Here is a 14214-nt window from a genome sequence, read left to right as displayed (position 1 = left end):
CATAATGAGGGCATGAGCGAGCTGGGCCGCTGGCTGGTGGCCGTGGGGCTGTTGATCGTCTTTGCCGGGTTGCTGCTTTGGTGGTGGCCGGCGCTCTTCGGCTGGTTCGGCCACCTGCCGGGCGACCTGCGCTTCGAGCGCGACGGCGTGCGGGTCTTCGTCCCCGTCACCTCCATGCTGCTCGTCAGCCTGATCCTCACCCTGGGGCTCAACCTGGCGCTGTGGCTGCTCGCCGCCCTTTCGCGCTAGCGTGTACACTGGGCACCGTGAACGCCCACCTGCGCGGGCTTCTTGCGCTCACCTTCGTTACGCTGATCTGGGGCTCGACCTTCGTGGTGGTCAAGGGGGCGCTCGAGCAGTTTCCGCCCAGCCTGCTCATGCTGCTCCGCTTCCTGGTGGGCGCAGCCTTCTTCCTGCCCTTCTGGAAGCGGGCCCGCGGCGCCTGGGGTCCGGGCCTGGACCTGGCCTTCTGGGCCTTTTTGGGCTACGCCACCCAGACGATCGGCCTGCTCTACACCACCGCCGGGCGCAGCGCCTTCATCACCGCGCTCAGCGTGGTGCTGGTGCCGGTTATCGCGGGCCTCGCGGGCCGGCGCGTGCCCGTCTGGGTCTGGCTCGGAGCCCTGGCCAGCTTCGTGGGGGTGGGCATGCTCGCCTACGACGGCAGCCCGCCGAACGCGGGCGACCTCTGGACGCTGGCCACCGCCGTGACCTACGCGGTCTACATTCTGCGGCTGGAGCTGCACACCCGCACGCACGACGCCTTCGTGCTCAGCCTCACCCAGCTCGTGGGGCTCAGCCTCTTCGTGGGCGCCTGGGCCTGGGTGAGCGGCGACCTGGCGGCGCTGGCGGGGCTTGCGGTCCCCTGGGCGGCGGTGCTCTACCTGGGGGTGGCCGCCACCGCGCTCACGACCTGGCTGATGGCCGTGGGCCAGCGCAGCGTGAGCGCGCCCGAGGCGGCGGTGATCTACTCGATGGAGCCCGTCTGGGCGGCGACCTTCGCTTACTTCGTGCTGGGCGAGGTGCTCGGCCTGCGGGGGCTGGTCGGGGGCGCGCTGGTGGTGCTGGCCGTCGCGGTGGTGCAGTGGAGCGCTGCGGCGGCCGAACGGGGCCGCACCGCCGGGTAGGATGGGACCATGCGCAAGCTGGTGCTCGTGCCCACGCCGATCGGCCACCTGGCCGACGTGACGCTGCGGGCGCTCGAGGTGCTGAAGGAGGCCGAGGTGGTGGCCTGCGAGGACACCCGGCGCACGGCCAAGCTGCTGCGGCACTACGGCATCGCCACGCCGCTGGTTCGGGTCGACCAGCACACGCTGGACCGCGCCGAGCGGCTGCTCGAGGAGCACGCCTACGTGGCCTACGCCTCTGACGCCGGCACCCCGGGCATCAGCGACCCCGGCGCCGAGCTGGTGGCGCGGGCGCTCGCCAGGGGCTTTCGCGTCGAGGTGCTGCCGGGGCCGACGGCCTTCGTGCCCGCCCTCGTGGCCTCGGGGTTGCCCACGGCGCGGTTCGTCTTCGAAGGGTTCCTGCCGACCGGCCGCGCCCGCAGGCCGCGGCTCGAGGCCCTGAGGCGCGAGGCGCGCACCGTGGTGCTCTACGAGGCGCCCCACCGGCTCGAGCGCACGCTGTCCGACCTGCTGGCGATCTACGGTCCCGACCACCCGGTCGCGCTGGCGCGCGAGCTGTCCAAGAAGCACGAGGAGATCTGGCGGGGCCGGCTCGAAGAAGCGCTTGCGCGGTTCCGGAAGCCGCGCGGCGAGTTCGTGATCGTCCTGGGGCCCCGCGAGCTTCCCGAAGACCGCCCCGACGCCGCGGCGCTGGCCGCGGAGCTCGCCGCCGAGGGGCTCGGCGGCCGGGCGCTGGCGGAGGCGCTCGAGGCCCGGAGCGTGCCCCGCAACGAGGCCCGCAAGTGGGCCTACCGAAAGGAGAAGGCATGAAGCGGATCGGTGTGATGACCAGTGGGGGCGACGCCCCCGGCATGAACGCCGCCCTGCGGGCGGTGGTGCGCTGGGCGGCGGCGAACGAGGTCGAGGTGGTGGGCATCCGACGCGGCTACGCGGGGATGATCGAGGGCGAGTTCGTTCCGCTGGCGCCGCGCGACGTGGCCAACATCATCCAGCGCGGCGGCACGATCTTGCGTACCGCGCGCAGCAAGGCGTTCCTGGAGCCCGAGGGGCGCGCCGAGGCGGCGCGCCGGCTGGCCGAGGCGAAGATCGACGGCCTGGTGGCCATCGGCGGCGACGGCACCTTCCGCGGCGCCATCAAGATGACCCAGGAGCACCGCATCCCCATTGTGGGGGTGCCGGGGACGATCGACAACGACCTCTACGGCACCGACTTCACCATCGGCTTCGACACCGCGGTCAACACCGCGCTGGACGCCATCGACCGCATCCGCGACACCGCCGCCAGCCACGAGCGCGTCTTCTTCATCGAGGTGATGGGCCGGCACGCCGGCTTCATCGCCCTCGACGTCGGGCTCGCCGGCGGAGCCGAGGTGATCGCGCTGCCCGAGATCCCCACCGGCCCCGAGGAGATCGCCGAGCAGATCCGGCTATCCGAGGCCAAGGGCAAGCACTCCTCGATCATCGTCGTGGCCGAGGGGGCCTACCCCGGCGGCGCCGACACGCTGATGAAGGCCGCGCAGCAGATCCACCCCTTCGAGGGGCGGGTCACCGTGCTGGGCCACATCCAGCGCGGGGGTTCGCCGACCGCGCGCGACCGGGTGCTGGCCAGCCGCCTGGGGGCGGCGGCCGCCGAGACGCTGGTTTCGGGCAGCAGCGGGGTGATGCTCGGGGAGGTCGAGGGCGAGATCGCGCTCACGCCGCTGGCCGAGGCGGTGGAACGGCGCAAGCCGATCGACCGCAGCGTCTACGACCTGGCGACGGTGCTGGCCGAGTAGCGGCTAGCGCGAGGGTTCGGGGCCGAAGAAGACCTTGCGCGCCACGGGGTGCTGCCAGACGACGGCGAAGAGCTTGGGCGCAAAGGGGCTCGAGGCCACCGCGTCCTGGATGATGGGCGGGGCCGAGAGCGCCGGGTAGCGGATCGCGCCGGTGGCCGGGCTGTACTCCGAGGGCAGCCCCACCCAGAGCACGAGCGCCAGGAAGGCGCCCCAGACGAAGCCCGCGAGGCCGCCCAGGATGGGGTCGAGCTTGAAGGGGAAGCTGACCGGCAGCAGCCCGCTCACGAAGGCGGCGGCCAGCCCGCTGCCGAGGCCGAGCAGGAGCAGCCAGGAAGGGCCGGGCACGTAGTCGAGGCCCAGCCAGTAGAGCGCCGCGGCGATCGGCAGGGCCAGCAGGAAGCCGCCCCCGCGCCGCACGCCCATCGCGGTGGCCAGCGCGGCGGTGGTGATCGCCAGGACGTCGAGCCAGCTGAGCATTGGCCTCAGTATACGTCGCGCCCGCGGGGGCGCGGGTTCAGCCGCGCCCGTAGTCGCGGAAGAAGCGCCGCAGGGTCTGGACGCCGAACTCGAGCGCCTCCACCGGGATGCGCTCGTCGGCGGCGTGGATGAGGCGCGAGAAGTTCAGGTCGGGCGGCAGCTTCATGGGGGCGAAGCCGTAGGTCTGGATGCCCAGGCGCGCGAAGTGGCGGCCGTCGGTAACCCCGGAAAGCAGGAGCGGCACCGCGCGCGCCCCGGGGTCGGCTTCCTCCAGGGTGCGCTTGAGCAGCGGGTAGAGGCTCCAGTCCACCTCCCCGGGTCCCGGGTCGTGGCGCACCACCCGGGCCTCGAAAGGGACCGGGATGATCTGCTCGAGCTCGGCGATGAGGTCGTCGGGGGAGAAGCCGGGCAGCAACCTTCCGTCGAGCTGGAGGCGCACCTCGGCGGGCACCACGTTGACCTTGTCGCCGCCCGTGACGATGGTGGCGTTCACGGTGTTGTGGAAGAGCGGCTGGAAGAGCCGGCCGCCCTCGCCCAGCGCCTCGAGGACGCGGTCGGTGAGCGCGGGCTTGAGCGCGGCCAGCACCCCGGCGCGCGCTGCACCGCTGAGCCCGGCGGCGATCTCGCGGAACATGCGCTCGGCGACGGGCGTGACGTGCACGGGGGTAAGCTTCTTGTCGAGCGCCACCAGCGCCTGCCCCAGCTTGGCCATGGCCCCGCCCTTGTGGATGAGCGAGCCGTGGCCGGCGGGGCCGGTAAAGGTAAGCTCGATCCAGCTGATCTGCTTTTCGGCCACCATCACCGGGTAGAAGCGCCGGCCGGCGATCTCGAGGCTGAACCCGCCGAACTCGCCCAGGGCGTGCTTGATGCCGGCGAACCGCTCCGGGTGCTCATCGGCCAGCCAGCTCGCGCCGTAGTCGCCCCCGGCCTCCTCGTCGCTCACCAGCGCCAGCACCACGTCGCCGGCGAGCTCGCCTGCGGCGTGCGCCTCCACCAGCGAGGCCAGGTACATGGCCACCGCGCCCTTCATGTCGAGCGCGCCGCGTCCCCAGACGAAGCCGTCCCTCTCCACGCCCTCGAACGGCGGCACGCTCCAGTCCTGCCCTTCGGTGGTCACCACGTCGAGGTGGCCGTAGACGAGGATCGGCGGCGCTTCGCCACGCCCGCGCAGGCGCGCCACCAGGTTGGGCCGCTCGGGGTCGCGGGCGAGCAGCTCGGAGTCGATGCCGTGGTCTTTGAGCCAGCCCTGCACCCAGCGCATGGCCTCGGCTTCGCGGCCGGGAGGGTTGGTGGTGTCGAATCGGATGAGTTGCTGCAAGAGCTGGACGACGTTCGTACCTTCCATTCGCTTCTCCTTGGGTTTTACTATAAAGCCCATGCAGAGCCTACAAGTCGGGGGCGTGCGGGTCTGGTTGCTCGACTCGGTGACCCAGGGCGGTCCCGAGCAGACCGGCGCGGTGGTGGTGACGGGCTCCCACGGCGGTCTCAGCGCGGCGCGCTACGCCGCCGCCTACCGTCCGGCGCTCGTCGTCTTCAACGACGCCGGCGTGGGCAAGGAGGCGGCGGGGGTGGCGGGTCTGGCCCGGCTCGAGCGCGTGGGGATCGCGGCCGTGGCGGTCAGCGCCGCCAGCGCCCGCATCGGCGAGGCGGCCGACACCTGGGCAAGCGGCGTGATCAGCCGCGTCAACGCCCCGGCGGCGGCGCTGGGCTTCCGGGTCGGGGTGCGGCTCGCAGAGGCCGTGGCGGCGTTCGCGGAGCGGGGCGGAGGGTAGCGCCGGGGACGCCCGGCAAGGGCGGGTCCGGGGCGACGAAAGAGCGGGACGCTTCCTGGCGGCGTGTGCGGCGTCTGCGGGGGCCCCGAACCGCTCCCAGGCGCGGCCAAACGGGCCCGCCGCCTCGAGCGGCGCGGTCCGGTCCTGATCCCCGCCGGCTCCCGTAGAATGCGGTCGTGCACGTCTTCGTTCTGAAAGGCGACTTCGAGCTGCTCGACGCCTACGTCCCCCGGCTCTTCGAGCTGGGCGCGCGGGGCCTGGAGGAGAAACCCGGCGAGGTCTGGGCCTACTTTCCCGAGCGGGTGGAGCTGCCGCTGCCCGGCCGCTGGCGGGAGCTCCCCGACGAGGACTGGCTCGAGGCCTGGAAACGCGACCTGAAGCCGGTGGTGGCCGGCCCCTTCGTGGTGCTGGCCCCCTGGCACGACTGGACGAGCCCCGAGCGCCGCATCGTGCTCGAGCCCGGCATGGCCTTCGGGACCGGCCACCACGCCACCACGCGGATGGCGCTCGAGGCCCTGGCCGGCGAGAACCCCGCCGGCAAACGGGTGCTCGACGTGGGCACGGGTTCGGGCATCCTGGCGATCGCCGCCGCGTTGCTGGGGGCCGAGGCCCTGGGCGTGGACACCGACGCCAGCGTCGTCCCGGTGGCCCGGGAGAACGCCCGGCGCAACGGCGTCGCCCCCGAGTTTCGGGTGGGCAGCGTGGAGGCGGCCGAGCCGCCCTACGACGTGGTCGTGGCCAACCTCTACGCCGAGCTGCACGCCGAGCTGGCCCCCGCCTACGCCCGGCTGCTGGCGCCCGGGGGGCGGGCGCACCTGACGGGCGTCCTGACCGGGCGCGCCCCGCGGGTGCGCCGCGCGCTCGCCGACGCCGGGCTGCGCCCCGCGGGCGAGCGCCGCGAGGGGGAGTGGGCGCTCCTCAGCTTCGAGCGATGAGAAAGCCGCGCGTCTTCGTGCCCCGCATCGACCCGGAGATCGTGCTCGCCGGGGGGGAGGCGCACCATCTGCTGCACGTGCTGCGCGTGCGGCCGGGGCGCGAGGTGGTCGTCTTCGACGGCGCCGGCCTCGAGGCCGAGGCCCGGGTGACCCACGCCGGCGGGGGCGCGGTGCGGTTGGCGGCGGGCGAGCCCCGGGCGGTGCGGCGTGAGCCGCCGCTCGCGCCGGTGCTCTACGTGGCCCTGCTCAAAGGCGACAAGCTCGCCGACGTGGTGCGCGCGGGCAGCGAGCTGGGGGTGGTCCGCTTCGTTCCGCTCGTCACCGAGCGCAGCGTGCCGCGGGAGATGGGGCGGGCCAAGCTCGAGCGGCTGCGTCGCATCGCGGTCGAGGCCGCCAAGCAGTCGGGCCGTTCGCGGCTGCCCGAGGTGGCCCCGCCACGGGCGCTCGCGGCGCTGGAGCCGGTGGACTTCGGCCTCGTCGCCCACCCCGGCGCGGCGCGGACGCTGGCCGAGGTGGCCTGGCCCGAGGCCGGGGAGGCCGCGCTCGCCAGCGGTCCCGAGGGCGGATTCACCGAGGCCGAGGTGGCGCACCTGGCCGGCCTGGGCTTCGCGCCCGTCTACCTGGGCCCGCGCATCCTGCGGGCCGAGACCGCGCCGCTGGTGCTGGCGGCGGCCGCGGCCGCGGTGCGCGGGCTTTAACCCGCTTCGCATCCGCGCGCGATAGCGTGGAGGGGATGAGGCCGCTGCCGGTGCTGCTGCTGTTGCTGTTGTTGGGGGGTTGCCGCTACACCTTCTGGCCGCTGATCCCCCCCGAGGCGCCCTTTCCCGATCGGGTGCAGGTCATGGGCAGGCTCGAGCCCGAGGGCGAGGCGGCGCGGGCCGTGCTCGTGGTGCGGCGCTGGCCGGAGCCGAACTACCTCGAGCTGCGCTGGTACGCGGACGAGGAGCTGATCGAGGAGCGCTCGCTGTGGGTGGAGACGGTCGGCGAGCTGGAGGTGCGTTTTCCTGCCGAGGCGGGCCGCTTCCACCGCCTGCTCGTCGTGGTCGCAGGCCGGCCCGTACTGCAGCTCGACCTGGGCGAACCTAACCTACCCCCGCCGCCCGCAGCGCCCAGCCCAGCACCAGGGGAAGGGTCAGAAAACTGATCAGCGTCGAGAGCACCACCACCCGCGCGGTGCGCGCGGCGTCGCCGCCGAACTCGGCGGCCATCAGGTAGGTGTTCACGGCCGCGGGCATGCCGCTGATGAGCACGAGCACCACCAGGTCCGCGCCCCCCAGCCCCAGCGCGCGGCCGATCCAGAAGGCGGCCACCGGTCCGCCGAGCACCCGCAGCAGGCTGGCCAGCAGGTCGTAGGCCCCCACCTGGATGCGCGACTCGGCGATCTGCATGCCCAGCGCCAGCAGCAGCATGGGGATCGCGCCCTGGGCGAGCATGTGCACGCCCCCGCCCAGGTTGGCGGGCAGCTGGAGGTTGGCGGCGTTGGCGGCGAGGCCGAGCACCACGGCCCAGATGAGCGGCAGGCGCAGGGTCATGGCCAGCTGCTCGCGCAGGCTGCCGCCGTGGAAGAGGGCGGGTCCGAAGCTGAAGAGCAGCACCGTGGCCACGACGAAGACGATCGTCGCGCGCTCGAGCCCCACCTCGCCCAGCGCGAAGAGGGCGACGGAGAGGCCCATGTTGCCGGTGTTGGGAAAGGCCGTGGTGGCGGTCAGGCTCGCCCGAACCGGCGCGGGCAGGCCGAAGAGCCGCCCCGCGAGCCAGCCCGCGAGGGCGAAGGCCGCCGAGGCGAGGGCGAAGGCCAGGGCCAGCCGCAGCGCCCCGGCCAGGTCGGCGGTGTTGCGCCAAAGCTGGTCGAAGACCAGGAAGGGGACGAGAACGAAGAGCGTGAGCCGCGTCAGCGGCCCGCGGTCGAGCCGCAGGATCCGCGCGGCGAGGTAGCCGGTGGCCACCATCAGCGCCACCGGCGCCACCGCCCCCAGCAGCACGCCCGCCCCGCCCACGGTCAGGCCTCGAAGAGGATGGGGATCAGGATCGGGTCGCGGCCGGTCGCCTTGCGGATGAACTTCTTGGCGGGGTAGTAGACGTCGTCGCGGATCTGCTCGAGCGGCTTCTTCTCGCGCACGCCCCGCTCGATCGCCTCGAGGGCCACCCGACGGATCTCGGCGTGCAGCCGCTGCCCCGCCTTGACGAAGCCGCGGCTCACCACCTCGACGACGGGCTGCTCGGAGACCAGCGCGGTCAGGATCACGATGCCGTCGGCCGCCATGGCCTGGCGCTCCTCGAGGATGTCGTCGGTGATGTCGCCCACCCCGAGGCCGTCCACGTAGAGGGCGCCGGCCTTGACCCGGCCCGTCTTCTTCAGGTCGTCCGCGGTCAGCACCAGCACGTCGCCGTTCTCGGGAACGATCGTCTTGACCGGGGGCTTGGGCATCTTCTCGACCAGCCACTTGAAGTTGGTCTGGTGGCGCACCTCGCCGTGCCAGGGCACGAAGAACTTGGGCTGGACCAGGTTGTAGAGGAAGCGCAGCTCCTCGCGGCTGGCGTGACCGGAGGCGTGCACCTTGTAGGCGGGCGGGTAGAGGACGTGGGCCCCCAGCTCGTAGAGCTTGTTGATCACCCGGTTCACCGCCTCCTCGTTGCCGGGGATGGGGCTGGAGCTGAGGATCACGGTGTCGCCCTCGCCCACGCTCAGCTTGGCGTGGCGGCCGAAGGCGAGGCGGCTCAGCACCGCCATGGGCTGCCCCTGGGAGCCGGTGGCCAGCACCAGCACCTCACGGTCGGGGATGTCCTTGATCTCGTCGGTGGTGTAGAGACGGTCCTTCACCTCCAGGTAGCCCAGTTCGAGCGCGATCTTGGCGAACTTGAGCATGCTGCGGCCTTCCATGGCCACCTTGCGTCCGTGCCGCTCGGCGGCGCGGATCACCGACTGCACCCGGTGGATGTGCGAGGCGAAGGTGGTCACGAAGACCCGGCCCTCCGCCGCTCCGATCGCGGCGTCGAGCGCCACGGCCACCTCGGCCTCGCTGGGGGTGATCCCCGGACGCTCGGCGTTGGTCGAGTCGGCGATCAGGAGCAGCACCCCTTCGGCGCCGGCCTGGGCCACCTTGGCCAGGTGGCTCACCTTGCCGTCCACCGGCGTGGGGTCGAGCTTGAAGTCGCCGGTGTGGACGACGTTGCCCACCGGGGTGCGGATGATCAGCCCCGAGTTGTCGGGGATCGAGTGGGTCATGCGGAAGAGGTCGACGGTGAAGTGGCGTCCGATCTTAAGCGTCTCGTCGGGGCTGACCACGTTGAGGTCGAACTCGCCCGGCTTGAGCCCGAACTCCTCGAGCTTGCCGCGCAGGAGGCCCAGGGTCAGCTTGGCCCCGTAGAGCGGGATCTTGGGCAGCTGCGGCAGCAGGAAAGGCATCCCGCCGATGTGGTCTTCGTGGCCGTGGGTGAGGACCCAGCCCTTGATCAGCCCCGCGTTCTCGACCAGGTAGTCGATCCGGGGGATCAGGATGTCCACCCCGGGCATGTGCTCCTCGGGGAAGGCGAGGCCGCCGTCGACGACGAGGATCTCGTCTTCGTAGCGGAAGGCGGTGATGTTCTTGCCGATCTCGCCCATGCCCCCGAGGGGGACGATCTCGAGTTTGCCGATGGAAAGGGGACCCTTGGGCTTGCGGCTGCGCGAGCGGCGCCGGCCGGGCTTGCGGGTGGGTTTGGATTGTTCGCTCATGCGTTCTCCTAACGCGGCCGGGCCGCCCGCTGGGCGGCCGGCCGTAACGTGCCGGGGTTAGCGGCGGCGCGGTCCGCCCGAGCGGGGCGGGCGCCGCGGCGGAATCTTGCCTTCGAGCTCGGGGCGCACCAGGTCGACGCGGCCCTTCTCGTCGATGCGGTTCACCTTGACGGTGATCTTGTCGCCCACCTTGAGGTGGTCCTCCACTTTGTCGACGCGCTCCTCGGCGATCTGGCTGATGTGCAGCAGCCCCTCGGTGCCGGGGAAGAGCTGGATGAAGGCGCCGAAGTTGGTGGTGCGCACGACCACGCCCTCGTAGACCTCGCCCACCTTGGCCTCGCGGGTGAGGTTCTCGATGCGCGCCTTGGCTTCCTCGGCGGCCCCGCCTTCGGCCGAGTAGATGCGCACGGTGCCGTCTTCCTCGATGTCGATCGAGACGCCCAGCTCCTCGAGCGCGCGGATGTTCTTGCCGCCGGGGCCGATGACCGCGCCGATCTTGTCCACCGGGATCTTGAGCGCCAGGATGCGCGGCGCGAAGGGCTTGAGCTCCCTGCGCGGCTCCGGCAGGACCTGCTCCATCTGGTCGAGGATCGCGAGCCGCGCCGCGCGCGCCTGCTCCAGGGCGCGGCGCATCACCGCGGCGTCGAGCCCCTGCACCTTGATGTCCATCTGCAGCGCGGTCACGCCGTCGCGGGTGCCCGTCACCTTGAAGTCCATGTCGCCCAGGGCGTCCTCCATGCCCAGGATGTCGGTGAGCACCACCGGCTCGCCCTCCTCGGGCTTGACCAGGCCCATGGCGATGCCGGCGACCGGCTTCTTGATGGGCACGCCCGCGTCCATCAGCGCCAGGCAGCCGGCGCAGACGGTGGCCATCGAGCTGGAGCCGTTGGACTCGAGCACGTCGCCGACCACGCGGATGGTGTAGGGGAAGGCGTCCTTCTCGGGCAGCATCGGCTTGAGCGCCCGTTTGGCGAGGTTGCCGTGGCCCACCTCGCGCCGGGAGACGCCGCGCAGGCGCTTGACCTCGCCGGTCGAGTAGGGCGGGAAGTTGTAGTGGACCAGGAAGTCTTCCGACTCGTCGAGGCCCAGGTCGTCGATGATCTGCTCGTCGCGGCCGGTCCCCAGGGTGACCGTGCCCAGCACCTGGGTCTCGCCGCGGGTGAAGATCGCCGAGCCGTGCGAGCGCGGCAGCACGTCCACCTCGATCCAGATGGGGCGGATCTCCGCCGGACCGCGGCCGTCGGCGCGCTTCTTCTCCTCGACGATCATGCGGCGCAGCTCGCGTTTGGTCACGTCGCCGAAGGCCTGCTTGTAGAGGGCACGGCGGACTTCGGCGTCCTCGTCCTCTTCCGGGACGATCTCGGCGACGAGGGCGTCGCGGAAGGCGTCCAGGGCCTCGGCGCGTTCGTGTTTGGAGGCGGTGAGCAGCACGTCCTTCAGGCCGCGCTCGATCGCGAGCCGGTAGAAGGCCTCGAGCTCCTCGTCCGTAAGCGTCGGCGGCGGGCTCCAGGCGAACTTGGGTTTGCCCAGCTTTTCGCGCATCTCCTCCTGCAGCGCGATCAGCGGCTGCATCTCGCGGTGGGCGAAGTCGAGGGCCTCGACGAGCAGGTCCTCGCTCACCTCTTTGGCCCCGGCCTCGACCATGATGATCGCGTCCTTGGAGCCGGCGACGATGAGGTCGAGGTCGCTCTCGTCCAGCTGCTGCAGGGTGGGGTTGAGGACCAGTTCGCCGTTCACCCGGCCCACGCGCACGCTGGCGATGGGGCCGTCCCAGGGCACGTCCGAGAGCATCAGCGCCGCCGAGGCCGCCAGCGGCCCCAGCACGTCGGGCGGGTTCTGCTGGTCGGCCGCCAGCACGGTCAGGATCACCTGGACCTCGTGGCGGAAGCCCTTGGGGAAGAGGGGGCGGATCGGCCGGTCGGTCATGCGCGCCGAGAGGATGGCCTTCTCGCCGGGCCGGCCCTCGCGGCGCATGAAGGAGCCGGGGATCTTGCCGATGGCGTAGTGGCGCTCCTCGAACTCGACCGTGAGCGGCAGGAAGGGCATGTCGATGGGTTCCTTCGAGCCCTCGGCGGTGGCCATGACGATCGTCTCGCCGTAACGCACCCAGACCGAGCCCGAGGCCTGGCGGGCGTACTTGCCGGTCTCGATGACGAGCTCGCGCCCGCCCAGCACGGCGCTGAAGCGGTGGGGTTGGGGGGTGTTTTCCGTAGCGATGGGCATATCGGTCACCTGTCTGCTTTCTTCGTTACGCGACAAAGCGGGACCGGAGCCCCGGTCCCGCCGTCGCTTTGTACGTCCAGTCTACTTCCTGAGGCCAAGTTTCTCAATCAGGCTCTTGTAGCGCTCGGCGTCTTCGCGCTCGAGGTACTTGAGCAGGCGCTTGCGCTGCCCCACCATCTTGAGCAGACCGCGGTGCGAGTGGAAGTCGTGCTTGTGGGCGCGCAGGTGCTCCGAGAGGCGGTTGATGCGCTCGGTGAGGAGCGCCACCTGCACCTCGGTGGAGCCGGTGTCGCCGGGGAACTGGGCAAACTTCTCGATGATCGCCTGTTTTTCCGTTGCGGTTAGTGCCATCGTTTCCTCCGTCAGGCCGGGGAGCGCCGGAGCCCTCCCCGCCTCAAAGCAAACCCCAGCCTACACCCCGCGCCGGCGGTTGTCAAACCGCGCGCCCCGCGCCCAACCCAAAACCGCCCCGTTGGGGGCGGTTTTGGGAGTATGGAAGACCGTTCACCACAGGCGCATGCCGGGGACAGGCACCATGTGAATGAACAACTGCACCAGGGTGGGCATGTAGACGATCAGGACGAGCAGCGTGGCGGCTCCCCACCAGAAGAAGAGGCGGTCCATGACCTTGACCCCGTTCTTGCCCTCGGGGCCGGAGATGGCCTCGGCGAAGGGAATCTCGGGAACCTGGTCGGCCGGCAGGCGGCGGCGCGAGAGGAGGGTGGCGTAGAGGACGTAGAAGAGCTGCACCGCGGCGATCGTGAGGAGCACGCCGGCGATGGCGTTGAAGACCATGTAGAAGGCGGAGCTGGCGTAGATGCCCTCGTTGACCGCGTTCATCGCCGAGATGTGGGCGCGCCGGGGCACTCCCTGCAGGCCCATCATGTGCATGCCGAAGGCCATGAACATCATGCCCACGAACCAGAGCCAGACCCCGGCGAGCGCGGTGCGCGGCGCGGCCAGGGGTTTGTGGGTGATGTGCGGAATGAGCCAGAAGGCGATGCCGAAGAAGGTGAGGGTCGAGGCCGTGGCCACCGGCAGGTGGAAGTGCCCCGGAATCCAGGTGGTGTTGTGCACCACGTAGTCCAGGGTGAAGCTGGCGTTCACGATGCCGCCGGCGCCGCCGAAGATGAAGGCGATGGCGCCGAGCAGCTGGGCGACGACGCTCGGGTTGTTCCAGGGCAGGGCCTTGATCCAGCCCAGCATCCCCTTGCCGCCGTTGGCGCGGCCGGCCAGCTCGAGCGAGGCGGCGATGGTGAAGGCGGTCATCAGGCTGGGGATGGCCACCATCATGGTCAGCACGGTGTGGACGCCCTTCCAGAAGGCGCTGATGCCGGGATCGGCAAACTGGTGGTGGAAGCCCACGGGCGTGGAGAAGACGAGGAAGCCCAGGAAGGCCATGCGCGCCAGCGGGTCGGAGATCAGCTTGCCGCCCGCCTGACGCGGCAGCAGGCCGTACCAGGAGACGTAGGCCGGCAGCAGCCAGAAGTAGACGATCGGGTGCCCCGACCACCAGAACAGGGTGCGGGTGATCAGCGGGTCGACGCCCTTGACCCAGCCGAGCGACCAGGGGATCAGGAAGAAGACGGCGGAGACCACGAGGCCGATGGCGGCTAGGCCCCACATCATCCAGGTGGCCGTCGTCATGAAGGTGACCAGCGGGGTGGGCTTGCCGGGGTTCTGCTTCTTCCAGCGCACCCACATCTCCACCGAGAGGAAGACGCTCACGAGGCTGGAGACGATGATCAGCGCGGCGCCCACGTAGAAGGCCCAGTGCCCCTGCAGCGGAGCGTAGAAGGTGTAGAGCACGGTGGCGTCGTTGAGCAGCAGCGGCCAGGCGGCGAGCGCCAGGCCGATCAGGGCGATCCACCAGGCGGCCCAGGCCACGGGCATCAGCGGGCGGACGTTCGAATCGCGCGCCTGCAGGTAGAGGAGCGAGCCCTGAATGAAGAACTGGGTGAAGACGATGGCGTTGAGGACGCCGTGCAGCGTCAGGCCCTGGTAGTACGACTTGAAGAGGGGCTGGAGGGCGGGGTAGAGGTCGATGTCGGCGTAGTTGAAGATCTGGAAGGGGCCAAAGATGACGCCGATGGTGAGGGCGATGAAGCCCAGCACCATGAAGTAGAGCGACACCTTCTTCTCGGGATGGGTCGCGTAAATGTCTTCGGGGGAAACGCTACGTACGGCCAT

15 protein-coding genes are annotated in these 14214 nt (G+C 71.1%); 8 read left to right on the top strand and 7 right to left on the bottom strand.

What is annotated here, in order from left to right; genetic code table 11:
* The first annotated feature begins 12 nt into the window (after window positions 1-12).
* The 4 genes from OCEPR_RS08570 to pfkA are packed head-to-tail and all read left to right on the top strand — an operon-like array spanning window position 13 to window position 2902.
* Window positions 13-249: a DUF2905 domain-containing protein gene (locus tag OCEPR_RS08570; RefSeq protein ID WP_013458321.1), complete on the top strand. Its 237-nt coding sequence runs from the start codon at window positions 13-15 to the stop codon at window positions 247-249.
* A 17-nt stretch (window positions 250-266) separates the two neighbouring features.
* The gene (locus tag OCEPR_RS08565) at window positions 267-1127 is read left to right on the top strand and encodes a DMT family transporter (protein WP_013458320.1); all 861 of its coding nucleotides are present in this window, start codon (window positions 267-269) and stop codon (window positions 1125-1127) included.
* 9 nt (window positions 1128-1136) lie between these two features.
* A complete protein-coding gene (gene rsmI / locus OCEPR_RS08560) occupies window positions 1137-1937 on the top strand; it encodes a 16S rRNA (cytidine(1402)-2'-O)-methyltransferase (RefSeq protein WP_013458319.1) in 801 nt (266 codons plus the stop codon).
* Window positions 1934-2902, top strand: coding sequence for a 6-phosphofructokinase (gene pfkA, locus OCEPR_RS08555; RefSeq protein WP_013458318.1), 969 nt, complete (start codon window positions 1934-1936; stop codon window positions 2900-2902). Before rsmI ends, pfkA begins: the two co-directional genes overlap by 4 nt.
* A 3-nt stretch (window positions 2903-2905) precedes the next feature.
* On the opposite strand, the gene OCEPR_RS08550 is transcribed toward pfkA, so the two are convergent.
* Both OCEPR_RS08550 and OCEPR_RS08545 read right to left on the bottom strand, forming a co-directional pair.
* Window positions 2906-3379 (bottom strand): hypothetical protein, encoded by a 474-nt coding sequence (locus OCEPR_RS08550; RefSeq protein WP_013458317.1) that lies wholly within the window; start codon window positions 3377-3379, stop codon window positions 2906-2908.
* A gap of 37 nt (window positions 3380-3416) precedes the next feature.
* Window positions 3417-4724 carry a M20/M25/M40 family metallo-hydrolase gene (locus OCEPR_RS08545; RefSeq protein ID WP_013458316.1) on the bottom strand — a complete coding sequence of 436 codons (1308 nt, stop codon included), beginning with the start codon at window positions 4722-4724 and terminating at the stop codon, window positions 3417-3419.
* A 31-nt stretch (window positions 4725-4755) separates the two neighbouring features.
* Here OCEPR_RS08545 and OCEPR_RS08540 point away from each other — a divergent pair, with 31 nt between their 5' ends.
* The 4 genes from OCEPR_RS08540 (at window position 4756) to OCEPR_RS08525 (ending at window position 7230) form a co-directional block, all read left to right on the top strand.
* Window positions 4756-5151 carry a hypothetical protein gene (locus tag OCEPR_RS08540; RefSeq protein ID WP_013458315.1) on the top strand — a complete coding sequence of 132 codons (396 nt, stop codon included), beginning with the start codon at window positions 4756-4758 and terminating at the stop codon, window positions 5149-5151.
* A gap of 176 nt (window positions 5152-5327) precedes the next feature.
* Entirely contained in the window at window positions 5328-6086 is a 759-nt protein-coding gene (locus OCEPR_RS08535) for a 50S ribosomal protein L11 methyltransferase (protein ID WP_013458314.1), read from the top strand.
* A complete protein-coding gene (locus OCEPR_RS08530; RefSeq protein ID WP_013458313.1) occupies window positions 6083-6784 on the top strand; it encodes a 16S rRNA (uracil(1498)-N(3))-methyltransferase in 702 nt (233 codons plus the stop codon). Before OCEPR_RS08535 ends, OCEPR_RS08530 begins: the two co-directional genes overlap by 4 nt.
* A 35-nt stretch (window positions 6785-6819) precedes the next feature.
* On the top strand, window positions 6820-7230 hold the full coding sequence (locus OCEPR_RS08525; RefSeq protein WP_013458312.1) for a hypothetical protein: 411 nt from the start codon (window positions 6820-6822) through the stop codon (window positions 7228-7230).
* Here the strand turns inward: OCEPR_RS08525 and OCEPR_RS08520 are convergent.
* From OCEPR_RS08520 to OCEPR_RS08500, 5 genes are all read right to left on the bottom strand, one after another.
* The gene (locus OCEPR_RS08520; protein ID WP_013458311.1) at window positions 7169-8083 is read right to left on the bottom strand and encodes an AEC family transporter; all 915 of its coding nucleotides are present in this window, start codon (window positions 8081-8083) and stop codon (window positions 7169-7171) included. The genes OCEPR_RS08525 and OCEPR_RS08520 overlap by 62 nt on opposite strands.
* A 2-nt stretch (window positions 8084-8085) precedes the next feature.
* Window positions 8086-9801: a ribonuclease J gene (locus tag OCEPR_RS08515; RefSeq protein ID WP_013458310.1), complete on the bottom strand. Its 1716-nt coding sequence runs from the start codon at window positions 9799-9801 to the stop codon at window positions 8086-8088.
* A gap of 57 nt (window positions 9802-9858) precedes the next feature.
* On the bottom strand, window positions 9859-12024 hold the full coding sequence (pnp, locus tag OCEPR_RS08510; protein WP_013458309.1) for a polyribonucleotide nucleotidyltransferase: 2166 nt from the start codon (window positions 12022-12024) through the stop codon (window positions 9859-9861).
* An 81-nt stretch (window positions 12025-12105) separates the two neighbouring features.
* The gene (gene rpsO, locus OCEPR_RS08505) at window positions 12106-12375 is read right to left on the bottom strand and encodes a 30S ribosomal protein S15 (RefSeq protein ID WP_013458308.1); all 270 of its coding nucleotides are present in this window, start codon (window positions 12373-12375) and stop codon (window positions 12106-12108) included.
* A 153-nt stretch (window positions 12376-12528) separates the two neighbouring features.
* On the bottom strand, window positions 12529-14214 hold the full coding sequence (locus OCEPR_RS08500) for a b(o/a)3-type cytochrome-c oxidase subunit 1 (RefSeq protein WP_013458307.1): 1686 nt from the start codon (window positions 14212-14214) through the stop codon (window positions 12529-12531).

It is taken from the genome of Oceanithermus profundus DSM 14977, from assembly GCF_000183745.1.
Lineage (GTDB): Bacteria > Deinococcota > Deinococci > Deinococcales > Marinithermaceae > Oceanithermus > Oceanithermus profundus.
The sequence above is the reverse complement of the archived record's forward strand: the minus strand, read 5'-3'. Positions and strand labels throughout refer to the sequence as shown.

Coding starts and splice junctions, on each gene's coding strand:
- rsmI (WP_013458319.1), top strand. CDS start 1,137: ATGCGCAAGCTGGTGCTCGTGCCCACGCCGATCGGCCACCTGGCCGAC.
- OCEPR_RS08530 (WP_013458313.1), top strand. CDS start 6,083: ATGAGAAAGCCGCGCGTCTTCGTGCCCCGCATCGACCCGGAGATCGTG.
- pfkA (WP_013458318.1), top strand. CDS start 1,934: ATGAAGCGGATCGGTGTGATGACCAGTGGGGGCGACGCCCCCGGCATG.
- OCEPR_RS08500 (WP_013458307.1), bottom strand. CDS start 14,214: ATGGCCGTACGTAGCGTTTCCCCCGAAGACATTTACGCGACCCATCCC.
- OCEPR_RS08515 (WP_013458310.1), bottom strand. CDS start 9,801: ATGAGCGAACAATCCAAACCCACCCGCAAGCCCGGCCGGCGCCGCTCG.
- OCEPR_RS08545 (WP_013458316.1), bottom strand. CDS start 4,724: ATGGAAGGTACGAACGTCGTCCAGCTCTTGCAGCAACTCATCCGATTC.
- pnp (WP_013458309.1), bottom strand. CDS start 12,024: ATGCCCATCGCTACGGAAAACACCCCCCAACCCCACCGCTTCAGCGCC.
- OCEPR_RS08570 (WP_013458321.1), top strand. CDS start 13: ATGAGCGAGCTGGGCCGCTGGCTGGTGGCCGTGGGGCTGTTGATCGTC.
- rpsO (WP_013458308.1), bottom strand. CDS start 12,375: ATGGCACTAACCGCAACGGAAAAACAGGCGATCATCGAGAAGTTTGCC.
- OCEPR_RS08525 (WP_013458312.1), top strand. CDS start 6,820: ATGAGGCCGCTGCCGGTGCTGCTGCTGTTGCTGTTGTTGGGGGGTTGC.
- OCEPR_RS08540 (WP_013458315.1), top strand. CDS start 4,756: ATGCAGAGCCTACAAGTCGGGGGCGTGCGGGTCTGGTTGCTCGACTCG.
- OCEPR_RS08550 (WP_013458317.1), bottom strand. CDS start 3,379: ATGCTCAGCTGGCTCGACGTCCTGGCGATCACCACCGCCGCGCTGGCC.